The organism is Oxobacter pfennigii (genome assembly GCF_001317355.1).
Lineage (GTDB): Bacteria > Bacillota > Clostridia > Clostridiales > Oxobacteraceae > Oxobacter > Oxobacter pfennigii.
This window is the reverse complement of the sequence record NZ_LKET01000068.1, coordinates 211,169-224,577: the sequence shown is the minus strand read 5'-3', so window position 1 is coordinate 224,577 and position 13,409 is coordinate 211,169. Positions and strand designations below refer to the sequence as shown.

11 protein-coding genes are annotated in these 13,409 nt (G+C 38.9%); all 11 read left to right on the top strand.

The window, feature by feature from the left end; translation table 11 throughout:
• The first annotated feature begins 145 nt into the window (after positions 1-145).
• The 11 genes from OXPF_RS20495 (at position 146) to OXPF_RS20445 (ending at position 13,397) form a co-directional block, all read left to right on the top strand.
• Entirely contained in the window at positions 146-1,249 is a 1,104-nt protein-coding gene (locus OXPF_RS20495; protein WP_054877068.1) for an ABC transporter ATP-binding protein, read from the top strand.
• Positions 1,246-2,112 carry an ABC transporter permease gene (locus OXPF_RS20490; protein ID WP_054877067.1) on the top strand — a complete coding sequence of 289 codons (867 nt, stop codon included), beginning with the start codon at positions 1,246-1,248 and terminating at the stop codon, positions 2,110-2,112. Before OXPF_RS20495 ends, OXPF_RS20490 begins: the two co-directional genes overlap by 4 nt.
• Positions 2,109-2,903, top strand: coding sequence for an ABC transporter permease (locus OXPF_RS23695; RefSeq protein WP_152967821.1), 795 nt, complete (start codon positions 2,109-2,111; stop codon positions 2,901-2,903). The genes OXPF_RS20490 and OXPF_RS23695 overlap by 4 nt, the downstream gene beginning before the upstream one ends.
• Positions 2,904-2,970: 67 nt before the next feature.
• Positions 2,971-4,059: an ABC transporter substrate-binding protein gene (locus tag OXPF_RS23690; protein WP_201779749.1), complete on the top strand. Its 1,089-nt coding sequence runs from the start codon at positions 2,971-2,973 to the stop codon at positions 4,057-4,059.
• Positions 4,060-4,248: 189 nt separating this feature from the next.
• Entirely contained in the window at positions 4,249-5,997 is a 1,749-nt protein-coding gene (locus OXPF_RS20475) for a sensor histidine kinase (RefSeq protein WP_054877066.1), read from the top strand.
• A 342-nt stretch (positions 5,998-6,339) separates the two neighbouring features.
• The gene (locus OXPF_RS20470; protein ID WP_242854471.1) at positions 6,340-7,296 is read left to right on the top strand and encodes an ABC transporter ATP-binding protein; all 957 of its coding nucleotides are present in this window, start codon (positions 6,340-6,342) and stop codon (positions 7,294-7,296) included.
• Between the two features lies 1 nt (position 7,297).
• Positions 7,298-8,302 (top strand): ABC transporter ATP-binding protein, encoded by a 1,005-nt coding sequence (locus OXPF_RS20465; protein WP_242854470.1) that lies wholly within the window; start codon positions 7,298-7,300, stop codon positions 8,300-8,302.
• 4 nt (positions 8,303-8,306) lie between these two features.
• Entirely contained in the window at positions 8,307-9,269 is a 963-nt protein-coding gene (locus tag OXPF_RS20460; RefSeq protein WP_054877064.1) for an ABC transporter permease, read from the top strand.
• Between the two features lie 5 nt (positions 9,270-9,274).
• A complete protein-coding gene (locus OXPF_RS20455; protein WP_054877063.1) occupies positions 9,275-10,117 on the top strand; it encodes an ABC transporter permease in 843 nt (280 codons plus the stop codon).
• A 12-nt stretch (positions 10,118-10,129) separates the two neighbouring features.
• Positions 10,130-11,734 carry an N-acyl-D-amino-acid deacylase family protein gene (locus tag OXPF_RS20450; protein ID WP_054877062.1) on the top strand — a complete coding sequence of 535 codons (1,605 nt, stop codon included), beginning with the start codon at positions 10,130-10,132 and terminating at the stop codon, positions 11,732-11,734.
• A 28-nt stretch (positions 11,735-11,762) separates the two neighbouring features.
• The gene (locus OXPF_RS20445; RefSeq protein ID WP_054877061.1) at positions 11,763-13,397 is read left to right on the top strand and encodes an ABC transporter substrate-binding protein; all 1,635 of its coding nucleotides are present in this window, start codon (positions 11,763-11,765) and stop codon (positions 13,395-13,397) included.
• The last annotated feature ends 12 nt before the right edge of the window (positions 13,398-13,409 follow it).

Below are 13,409 nucleotides of genomic sequence, written 5' to 3'. Positions count from 1 at the left end.
GTATTTAAATCCATGAAAAAGTTAAGCTGAAATATTTATTGACAATGAAAATACTAGGGAATATACTATTATTCAGTTAATATTAAATAAATGTATAAGTATGCACAGATAAACTGACAAATTACTGAACTTAGGCGGTGGATTTATGAGCGATTGTATGATTCAACTTATAAATTTAAAAAAAGTTTTTAAAGAACAGAAAACGGTAAATGAACAGGCTGCAGTTAACGATGTATCAATTAAGATTAAAAAAGGTGAATTTATAACGCTCTTAGGCCCCAGCGGCTGCGGAAAGACTACCACCTTAAGGATGATTGCGGGTTTCGAAGAACCTTCAAGCGGAAGCATATTGATCGACGGACAGGACGTGTCGTACAAGCAGCCCCATGAGCGGGATGTAAATACGGTATTTCAAAGCTATGCCCTTTTTCCTCATATGAACGTGTACAGCAATGTTGCATTCGGACTTAAAATTAAAAAGGTTCCCAATGAGGAAATAAAGAAAAAGGTAAGCGAAGTCTTAAAACTGGTGCAGTTAGAGGGATATGATTTAAGGTACCCCAACCAGTTAAGCGGCGGACAAAAACAAAGAGTTGCCATAGCAAGAGCTGTTGTCAACAGTCCGAAGGTCCTTCTTTTGGACGAGCCATTGGGAGCGCTGGATTTAAAATTGAGAAAGCAGATGCAGTTTGAATTAAAGCACCTTCAGCAGAAGCTGGGGATAACATTTATATATGTAACCCATGATCAGGAAGAAGCGCTGACCATGTCGGACAGGATTGCCGTAATGAATAACGGCAAAATCGAGCAGGTGGGAACCCCGGATGAGATATATGAAAAACCTCATACAAAATTCGTGGCGGATTTTATCGGCGAATCCAATATGTTTGAAGCAAAAGTTAAAAATTATCAGGGTGATTTGATTAATTTGGTAATAGAAGACGGGCAGGACATAAGCATAAAGGCTGATGCGGAAAAGAAAGACCTTTGTTCGGGAGAGAACATATTAATTACAATACGGCCTGAAAGAATGAAATTTTCTAAAACACCTGAAAAGGGGAAAAATTCGGTTTGCTGCACGATAAAAGAGAGGGTATATATAGGTTCTATTCAAAAGACCATAGCCCAATTAAAGAACGGAAAAGAAATAACCGTAAGCGAGCCGGCAGGATATGTATTTGATTACAATAACAATAAAGATGCATTTGTCAGCTGGGAATATGAACATGGAGTGGTGATAAAGGGATGAAAAATGAATTAGGGAGAAAAAAAGATGCAGGTCCTTTATGGACACTGTCACCTGTAGTATTGTGGCTGCTGGCTTTTTTAACGGTTCCTTTCATTATAGTAATAATTATGAGCTTTTTAACCAGGGGAGTCTACGGACAGGTTGAATATACATTCAGCGGTGAAGGCTATTTAAGGCTTTTAAACTCTACATATATAAAGATACTTGTAAATTCTCTTAAAATTTCATTGTTCACCACAGCTTTATGCCTTATATTCGGTTATCCCTTTGCTTACTATATTGCAAAGGCTCCGAAGAAATACAGGGCATTGCTTTTAATGCTAATTGTAATACCCTTTTGGACAAATTCTCTTATAAGGACATATGCATGGATAACGCTTTTAAGGACGGAAGGAATTATAAATTCCTACCTTATAAAGCTGGGATTGATATCAAACCCTATACAGATGCTCTATACCGACGGAGTAGTTTTATTAGGGCTTGTTTATACTTTATTCCCATTTATGGTGCTGCCATTGTATGCTTCCATAGATAACGTGGATAAAGCTTATCTTGAAGCTGCCAGCGATCTTGGGGCACCGCCTGTTAAAACATTTTTAAAAGTTACTCTGCCCCTTACCATGCCTGGCATTGTAGCGGGCTGCTTGCTTGTTTACATACCCACTTTGGGATTATTCTTCATACCAGACCTTATGGGAGGCAGCAAGATAATGCTAATAAGCAATCTAATAAAAAATCAGTTTTTAACAGCGAGGGATTGGCCATTTGGTTCGGCAATTTCTATAGTTGTCATTATGATTACCTTTGTATTCATAGGCGTATATTTTAAACTCAGCGGAAACAAGAGGGCCGAGGTGATATGATGAAGCAGAATAAACTGACTAAAAGCACATTTTCAATATATGCAGCTTTTGTTTACATCATATTATATATGCCAATAGTTGTTTTAATAATTTTTTCCTTCAACGATTCAACGATAAATGCGGTATGGCAGGGTTTTACACTGAAATGGTACGTAGGCCTTTTTGATAATAAGGAAGTCTTGGAGGCTATGTGGAATACAATAGTGATAGGAGTGATAAGCTCCCTGATATCAACAATGATAGGAACCCTTGCGGCTGTTGGGATGTATAAATACAATTTCAAGGGAAAGACGGTCTTGGACGGTATGCTGTATGTTCCCATAATAATACCGGAAATAGTAATGGGAATAGCACTTTTGATGTTTTTCTCACAGTTTAAGGCCATATTTCCGTTAGGGACCCTGACCCTTATATTAGCCCATATAACCTTCAGCATATCCTATGTGGTGGTGGTTGTGAGGGCGAGGTTGGAAGGATTTGACAGGTCGCTGGAGGAAGCGGCAATGGATTTGGGGGCAAATCAGTTAGAAACCTTTGTGAAGGTTACTTTGCCCATAATCATGCCGGGAATTGTGGCAGGAGCTCTATTGGCCTTTACATTATCGGTGGACGACGTTATCATAAGCTTCTTTGTATCAGGCCCGGGCTCTACAACACTGCCCCTTAAAATATTCTCCATGGTGAGATTCGGCGTAACTCCTGAGATAAATGCCCTGTCCACCATAATGCTTGTTGTTACCTTGACTATTGCTGTTTTATCCGAAAAAATCAGAATGAAATTCAGTAAATAAATTTTATAATAATATAAAATTATTATTGGATTCTAATATAAATAAAAGTGTATGGGAGGTATTAAAAATGATGTTAAAATTCCTGAAAAAGTTCAGACGAATTATGAGTTTAAGTTTATTGGCCTGCCTTGTTATATCTCTGGCGGCCTGCGGAAATTCTTCACAGCAGAACAATTCCGCATCGAATGAGACCGGCGGAGAAGTAAATGTATTTAACTGGTCCGAATATCTTCCTCAGTCAGTTATCGATAAATTCGAAGAAAAGTATAATATAAAGGTAAATTATACTACATATTCTTCCAATGAAGAAATGCTGGCAAAAATTATGGCGGGCGGTTCACAGTTTGATATTTCCGTTGCTACCGATTACATGGCAGATATTATGATAAAACAGGGATTAGCTGAAGAAATCGATATGAGCAACATCCCTAATTTCAAAAACATAGGCGACCAATTTAAAAATATGGATTATGATCCGGGAAATAAATATACAGTTCCGTATATGTGGGGAAATGCGGTTATTGCCGTTAATACAGGCAAGGTAAAGACAGATGTTAAAGGCTACAGTGATCTCTTTAATGAAGGATTTAAAAATTCACTGGTGGTTTTGGACGACCAGAGAGGAATATTGGGAATAATATTAAAGAAGCTTGGATATTCCTTGAATGAAACAGACCCTGTCAAATTGGAAGAGGCTAAGCAGGAATTCATTAAGCTTAAGGAAAATATAAAAGCTTACGACAGCGACAGCCCAAAAACAATGTTAATAAACGGAGAAGCATTAGCCGGAGTTGTATGGGGTGCTGAAGCAGTACTTGCACAGCAGGAAAATCCCGATATTAAAGCTGTGCTCCCTGAGGAAGGCATGTATTTATGGCAGGATAATTTCATTATCCCCAAGGGTGCTCCCAATAAGAAAAATGCCGAACTCTTTATGAACTTCATACTGGAGCCCGAAATCAGCGCTGAGATTTCAAAGGAATTTCCTTATGCCAATCCTAATCTTGAGGCTCACAAATTAATGGATAAGGAAACCCTCGAAAATGAAGCTATTTATCCTGGTGAAGCAGATATTGAAAAAGGCGAACATTTAAAAGATATCGGTGATGCAATAAAAATCTATGATGCCATATGGACTGATGTTAAAGCCCGGTAAAATATAAATTAGTTGAAAAAAAGGTGCTGTTGAAGATTAAATGCTTTATAACAGCATTTTTTTATGTATGAAGCATATTTATAAAAAATTAATTTTATTGACTGTAAAAATACAAATTCGTGCAGGAATATGCAAATACTTGTCGAAAATTACCAAGGGACTATCTTTGGTTGCCGGGAGATGAAGCATATGAAGAATATCAGCTTGAGGATTAAGATGTTCATTTTGATATGGGTAGCTATTGTACCTGTAGTTATATTGCATTCCATGGTAATTGCCTCCCAGTACAAAAAAGCGATTGACTTCGAACTTAAATCCGGTGAGGATTATGCCAATGCAATCAGTGTGGCTTTTACTAATTTTATTGACAGAATGTGGTATGCCGAGTTGTCAATAGGTTTATCTATACTAGAAAATTCTTCCCATGATCCGGCAAAAATAAAGGAATATCTAATTAACTGCGCTGATTCCGAACCGACAATTTTAGGAATTACATGGGCAAATCCCGATGGAGTAGCAGTTTACTCAAATAATAGCGGAGTTGCAGGCCTAGATTCACCCTTCTGGAGTTTTTACGAAAAGATCAGGAATGGTGAAGATAAGGTGATGTCAAATCTTTTTATAAGTGAGGTTTCCCAAAACCCTACATTTTTAGTTGCCAGGGCGATAAGGGAAAATGGAGTTTTAAAGGGCATAGTAACAGTAGCAATAAACGTGAATGAATTAAGAGGTATATTTCCTCCCAATAGGGTAAGTGAAACCAGCTCATTTGGACTTATAGACGAGAACGGGATGATTGTATATTCCGACAGCGTACCTGATTTGGCTTACAGCAAGAGACAGATAAAGGAAGACGGGCCGGCGTGGAAGTCACTTAAAGGCGAAGTAGTAAAGATAAGTGATTATAAAATAAATGACGGCACAAAACGTTTGATGGTAAGTGTACCTCTGTCAAAATTAAAATGGGCTGCATATGCCTCCATTGATATTGATGAAGTCATAAAAAATCCTTATAATGAAGCCGTATCAAGTGTAGTTATAATGATTTTTATAATTTTATGTTCATTTCTTATGGCTTTGTACTTGATAGTACATATATTAAAACCTGTCAGAATCTTAGAAAAGGCCGCAAATGCCATTTCAAGAAGAGACTATACTGTAAGAACCAATTTTAAAAGAAAAGATGAACTTGGTCAAACAGGCTTAGCCTTCGATCATATGACAGAACATATACAGGAACTGGAAAGCGGACGTCAGCTGTTTTTACAGACCGCAGCTCATGAATTGAGGAACCCCATGACAAGCATAAAAGGAATAGCTTCATTGATCAGCAGAAGAATAAGTGAAGGAAAACCTATAAAGGATACTGCAGAGCTTATCACAACATTGGAAAATGAAGTTAATCGCTTATCAAAGTTATTAAATATGATACTTGAGGCCTTCAAGCTTCAAAGAGATAATATAGAGATAAAAGCCAATATGAGTCCCTTGGATATAAATGATGTAGTGCAAACTGTGATAAAACCATTCATCATGGATACCAGCAATAACAGGAACTTTATTTTGAATGCTTCCCAGCCAGCCATAGTTTTTGGTGATTTTGACAGGCTGGCAGATGTGATCAGGAATTTCATTGACAATGCCATTAAATACTCAAAGGATTTCAGTGAAATAATCATAAACATAGTCATAGAAAGGGACGATGCCATTATATCAGTAAAAGATCAGGGGATGGGTATACCCGAAGACCAACTGGATAAAATATTTAGCAGCTTTTACCGGGTGAAAAATGGCTCGGAAAAGGACCCCGGAGGTATGGGGTTGGGATTATATATATGTAAGGATATTATAATAAGACATGGCGGAAGCATATGGGCGGAAAATAATTTGGATAAAGGAAGTATTTTTTATATAAAGCTGCCTTTATATAAAGAATAAGAGATATACATAAAAAAGATAAGAGAACCATCAGATTTTAATTTGGTGGTTCTTTTATCTTTTTGGTTAATAAATGAGCTTTTGGGTGACTTAATAAAACTTAAAATAACCAAAATAAACTTAAAACAGAAAAAACAAATACTTTGATTTGTAAATAATATTCTGACAAATACATTAATAAAATACAAATTGTTAAAAATTTCTTTGTATGGCGGACAATTATTGTAAAAACAATTGGATTTAGAATTGGCACGAAATTTGCAATATATATTTGCAAATAAACTCTATATATGAGATAAGTTGTTGAACAGGCTGTTTTATTGAATGGAGGGATACTTAAAAGTGGCTAAGCTTTTGGAGTTTAAGAATTACAGTATGGGTTTTAAGGATGATAATGGTACGGTATATAATCTTTTGGATAATATAAATTTCGATATCGAAGAAGGAAAAGCTGTCGGAATCGTAGGAGAATCAGGTTGCGGCAAAAGTATGACAAGCCTCTCCATCATGGGACTTTTACCTAAAAGCGCCGTGGTACAGGGCGGTGAAATAATTTACAAAGGCGGAAAGCTTTTGCAAATAAGTGAAAAGGAGATGCAGGAAATTCGAGGCAGGGAAATCGCCATGATATTTCAGGAGCCCATGACATCTTTAAATCCGGTATTAACTATCGGATTTCAAATATCCGAAGTTTTAAAAAAACATAATCCGGAGATGAGTGACGGGGAGATAAAAGAAAGGGTGATTAAGCAATTAGAACAGGTAGGCATACCCGGTCCGGAAAAAAGGCTTAATCAATATCCCCATCAATTTTCTGGAGGTATGAGGCAGCGTGTAATGATTGCCATGTCCGTAATATTAAAGCCAAACCTTTTAATTGCCGACGAGCCTACTACCGCCCTTGACGTTACAATCCAGGCCCAGGTTCTGGATATAATGCGTAAATTAAAGGAAAAGGATTCCTTGATGCTCATAACTCACAATTTAGGCATAGTTGCAGATATATGTGATGAGGTGGTAGTCATGTATGCCGGCAGGGTTGTTGAGAAAGGCGATATGGAGAAAATATTCGATAATCCATTGCACCCATATACAAAAGGCCTTATGGCAGCTATACCGACTTTATCCTCCGATAAGGAAGAATTATATTCTATACCGGGAAGCGTCCCTGTAAGCCGCAATTTCAATAAAGGCTGCAGATTTGCCGACAGATGCGGGTTTTGTCTTGAAAAGTGCATGGATAATGTACCTCCTGTAAAAGAGTCAGGCAAAAATCACTATGTACAATGCTGGCTTTAATATGAAAGGGTGTGAAAAGTCCATGAATGAAAAAATATTAAAAGTGAGCAATCTTACAAAATACTTTGATATATACAGCGGTATTTTTGGAAAAAAAGGCAGTGTACATGCTGTTGAGGATGTAAGCTTTGATTTGTATAAATCCGAAACTTTAGGGATTGTTGGCGAATCCGGCTCAGGCAAATCCACATTAGGAAGGGTAATATTAAAGCTCATAAGACATACAAAAGGCAAGGTCATATATAAGGGAAAGGACATCTTAAGCCTTAAAGGAAAGGAGTTTAGGGCTATTCGCCGGGAGCTTCAGATGGTTTTCCAGGACCCTTATGCTTCCCTTAATCCTAGGTTTAAAATAGGTGACGCCATTATTGAACCCATGCTGGCAAACAATATTGTAAAAAGCAAAGCAGAAGCCAGGGAAAAGGTAATAAAGATTCTTGAACTGGTAGGGCTTCAAGGAGAAATGTATGACAGATATCCTCATGAGTTTTCAGGAGGGCAGCGGCAGAGAATAAGCATAGCAAGAGCTCTGGCCCTGGAGCCTCTAGTACTCGTGTGTGATGAAGCGGTATCGGCACTGGATGTTTCAGTACAGGCCCAGATACTTAACCTTTTCAATCAGCTTAAGAAAAGGCTGGATTTAACTTATATTTTCATAAGCCATGATTTGGCTGTTATCAAATATATAAGTGACAGGATAATGGTAATGTACTTAGGAGAAGTAATGGAATTAGCACCGACAGAGCAGTTGTTTAAAAAGACATATCATCCTTATACTGAAGCCCTAATATCTGCAATTCCCGAACCTACTACAAAGGCAAAAAAAGAGAGGATTATTCTGGAAGGTGATATCCCCAGCCCCATTGATCCGCCATCAGGATGCAGGTTCAGGACAAGATGTCAAAAATCCATGGAAATATGTACAAAGGAACATCCGGAAATAATAGAAATAGAACCAAATCATTACGTTCGATGTCATATTTATTCCGGGAAAAAAGAGGAGTGAAACTATGGCCAACTATTTAGCTAAAAGGATATTCAAAGGTTTGCTGACAATTTTTGTATCGGTAACCATTACATTTTTCATAATAAGGCTGATGCCTTCCGACCCGGTTACGCTCCTGGTAGATCCTAAAATGAGTCCTGAGGTGCAGCAGGCCATGATGAGGCAGTTTGGGCTGGATAAACCCATAGGTGAACAATATCTGGTATTTATTCAGCAGATGATGACAGGTAATTTGGGCATATCTTTTAAGACCAGAGAGCCTGTTACCGAGGTTATTATGCAAAAGCTGCCCTGGACTTTGTTGTTGCTATTTTTGGTAGTTGTATTGTCATTGGCAATAGGCATACCAATAGGGATGCTGGCGGCAAAAAAGAGAAATTCGGTCTTTGACAAGATAATAAATGTGTTGATAACAACGGGTATATCAATTTTCATACCTTTTTTATCCTTCGCATTGCTGTATATATTCGCATATTATTTAAAGCTGTTCCCAACAGGAGGAGCCTATACGCCTCCGCCGCAAAAAGGCTTTGCATATATAGCCGACGTGGCAAGACACGCAGTATTGCCGGCGCTTACGCTTTTTATAAACAATGTTGCAGCAATAATACTTTATACAAGAAACAGCATGATTGATGTATTAAAAGAGGATTATATAAGGACTGCCTATGCAAAGGGCTGGCATGAAAAATACGTGATAAAAACCCATGCACTTAAAAATGCGTTGATTCCTACAATTACCGTAACGGGGCTTATGGTAGGTTCCATGGTAGGAGGTGCTGTTATGACAGAGACGGTGTATGCCTGGCCGGGTATAGGAAGGCTCATATACGATTCCGTAAGTTCCATGGATTTTCCCGTTCTTCAGGGTGCATTTCTTATTTTGGCCATATCCGTAGTGGTTATGAGCATAGTTACGGATTTAATCGTAGCATGGCTTGACCCGCGTATTAAGTTAGGGGGTTAAAAAATATGAAGAGCAGGACATTTATTAATTCATTTATTAGAAATAGATTAAGCATGCTGGGATTTACGGGAGTTCTTATAATAGTGCTTTTAGGTGTAATGGCACCATTAATCTCAGAATACCCCAAAGGATACGGAAGTGAAGTGCTGCTATCTCCTTCAATGAATCATTTTTTCGGCACCGACGGTTTGGGATTGGATGTTTTCGCACAAGTGGTTTGGGGCGCAAGAACTTCGTTATATGTATCTGTCATGGCGGTTTTGGTAGCAGCACTCATTGGAATTCCCGCAGGCTTGATTTCGGGATATTTTAAAGGTTATACAGGTGCAATTATTGACAGCGTTATAGATATATTTCTTACTCTTCCGGTGCTGCCTTTAATGATTGTCATTGCCGCAATTGTAGGATCATCCATAACAAACGTTGCTGTAGTAATAGGACTCTTTGCCTGGCCTTCACTGGCGCGAGTCACAAGAAACTCAACCATGAAAATCGCTGAAATGCAGTTTATAGAGGCAGCAAAATGTACAGGCATTAAAACGGTGGTTATATTATTCAAACACATATTATTAAACATAGCAGGCCCGGTCCTTGTAAACCTTACTTTGGTTATGGCGACGGCGGTGCTTTCGGAATCAGGCTTAAGCTTTTTAGGCTTAGGGGATCCCACAACCTGGTCTTGGGGTACCATTCTTAAAAAAGCCTGGGATGCAGGAGCGGTAATAGATACTCCCAATCCATGGTGGTGGTGGCTCTTCACAAGCTGTTTTATTATGCTTTATGTAATTTGCTTCAATTTGCTGGGAAACGGCATAAATGAAGCTTTAAATCCAAAATCAAGAGATTAGGAGGCTAAGTAAATGCATGATGTAGTTATCAGAAAAGGTTACATCGTAGACGGAACAGGGGAAAAAGGCTTTATCGGTGATATAGCCATTGACAAAGAGAAAATAAAAAAGATTGCGCCCGAAATTCACGAAAAGGGGGAAAAGGAAATAAATGCCTCAGGGAAGGTGGTAATACCTGGATTTATTGATCCCCATGTACACGAAGAATTTATCACACTTGTAGACAGTACCTTTGAATTATTCCTTCGCCAGGGAGTGACTACCGTTGTAAACGGTAATTGCGGCCATTCCATAGTTCCGGGTCCTAAGAAGAACATTATTGATTATTACTGGGGAAACGGACTTATGAGCACAAGACAGGTAGAGGAATACTCAAAAAGATTTCCCGAATGGTATGACTTTGAAGGGTATTCAAAAGCAGCGGAATCTAAAGGAACCAGCATCAATATGGCTACACTCTTAGGCCATGGAACCATAAGGTGGACTGTAATGGGAGGAGCATATGACAGGCCTCCTACAGAAGAAGAAAATAAAGCCATAGAAGAGATTATAAGGCGCAATATGGAACAAGGTGCCTGGGGAATTTCCTTCGGCCTTGATTATGTACCCAGCAGATATGCAAAAATGGAGGAGCTTGTTGCCGTTACTAGGTTGGTGGGTGAATATGACGGTATTGCTGCTGCCCATTTAAGGCACTCAATTGGTATAAAGGAAGCAACGGATGAATTCATTGAGGTGGGAAGAAAATCAGGCACAAAAATACAAATATCTCATTTAAAGCCAACATGTGTTGAGGCCTTTGAATCCGTTGCAAAAGCAGTTGAACAGGGTGTAAGGGTTTTAGCTGACACAATACCAAGAAGCACAGGACATTGTACAAGTAAGTCTAGGTTGCTGCAATTTGTTATGGCCCTTTCCGATGAGCTTTTTGCTTCAGGAATTGAAGGCGTAAAGGCTGCTTTAAAAACAAAAGACGGCAGAGAAATGATAAAAAAGGATGCCTATATATTTTCCGGAAATAAGTCGGAGGTATTTATCATACTCTCCCAGGATCCGCGCCTTGAGGCAAGATCTGTTGAGGATATAGCAAGAGAGCGTTTGCAGGATGCTGATGAATGCATGCTGGACTTATTAGGAGATGATTTGAATTATGTCTTCTGGCTGGGAGGTCCATCCAGAAGCGATTTTCCAAAATCGGGCCATGATGAAGCAATCGTCAGCAATCCGTACATATGTGTGGGGACCGACGAGATATTGGGAGATCCCGAAGAGCCCTATGACTGGTATGAACTGCAAAGAAGGGGCGGGTTCCCCATATTCATGAATATGTATTTACAAAAAGGAGTGGCTGTTGAAGAAATAGTAAGAAGAAATACCACTATGATTGCAAGGCATTTTGGTATAAATGACCGCGGTGAGTTAAAAGAAGGATATTTTGCAGATATTGCAATTCTTGACCTTGATAAATATTCATTTCCTTCACCTGATGAGATAGATTACACAAAACCATTAACAACGGCTAAGGGCGTTGATACGGTAATAGTAAACGGCAAGCTTGCAATCGAAGGAGAAGAGCTTAAAAGGCCATATTCAGGCAAGATATTAAAAAAAATTTAATATAAATAAAATTTGAGGAGGAGTTAGAATGAAAAGAAACAAATTGTTGGTTTTATCAGTAGTTTTGACATTGGTTATGACGATTCTGGCAGCCTGTACAGGAGGTCAGAGCAATCAGCAGCCGACACAAGGGGCTCAAAGCGGCCCTCAGGTAGGCGGAAGCCTGGTAATAGGAATTACAGGGGACCCCTATAATATAGCAACCTGGTTATCGAATGATTTAAACGCTTCAATGGTTATGAATCTTGCAATGCCGCCTCTTATGGCAACCGATGACAATGGTAACAAAGTTCCGTATATAATTGAAGACTACGATATAAGCGATGACGCAAAGGTTTACACAGTAAAGATACACGACGGTTTAACATGGCATGACGGTAAGCCCTTTACCACCGATGACCTCGCATTTACCTGCGAATATGTCGCAAAGTATAAATTGGGCTACGGTGCCGACATGTACGGCGGTGTTGAAAAGACAGAAATAGTGGACAAGACAACGATCAAATATTATTTGAAACAGCCTCAGGTTAACTTTTTGTCCCAAATAGGCTTCTGGGTGGATGTAATGCCAAAGCACATTTACGAAACTGTCACAGATCCTATGAACTTCCAGTTCAATGGTGTAGGATATGGTCCATATAAACTGGTGGATTACAAAAAAGGTGAATATTATTCCTTTGAAAGGGTTCCAGACTGGCCTTTAGCTAATGACGGAAAAGGCGCTTACATTGAAAATGTAACCTTCCGTATCTTCCCTGACGCCAATGCCCTTATCCTTGCAATGAAAAACGGTGAAGTTCAGGTTTCAGGTTCAGCTCTTCCGGCGGCTGCACAGAACCAGCTGGAATCAACTCCGGATAAGTTCGGAATTATGCGCGTAAATTCCCTTGGCTTTGGCTATATAAGCTTCAACTATAAGAATGAACTATTAAAGGATATTAATGTACGTAAAGCTTTTGCAATGACTGTTGACAGAGATGCACTTGTCACCACAGCCATGCAGGGTGCGGCTATAAAGATGGAGACTCCTGTATCTCCTGTTTATGCTGACCTTGTAAAATCACAGATAAAATTCCCCGGTTTTGATGTGGAAGGTGCAAAAAAAGCCTTAGAAGCTGCTGGTTATACAGATAAGGATAATGACGGAGTAAGGGAATCATCATCAGGCAAAAAATTGGAATTTGAGCTTATTTACCGTACAACTACTGCAAATGCCGATTCGATAGCAAACGTAATAAAAGCAAATGCCGAACAGGCAGGCTTTAAGCTTAATTTAAAACCCGTCGATCCGGCAACTTATACAGACCGTGTCACACAGCAGAAGAGCTATGATATAAACTTCATAGACTGGGGCGTAATAGATGACCCTGACTCATCCTTGAGCACAATTTATGCATCCAATGCAGCTCTTAACTTCATGGGATACAAAAACGACAAGATAGATCAGCTCTTAGCTGCTTCAATGAAAGAACCTTCCTTTGAGGAACGTATAAAGATAATGGATGAATTCCAGAAAGAATTCGTTAATGAACTTCCCACAGTAAATGCATGGGTTAGAGTTAACGCATACGGTTTCTCAAAAGAATATGAAGGCTGGGATTTAACTCCCGGATTATACGGTGTTGTAGATATCAAGGATTTAGTCAAGGTTTATAAAAAATAGTTCATATTATAG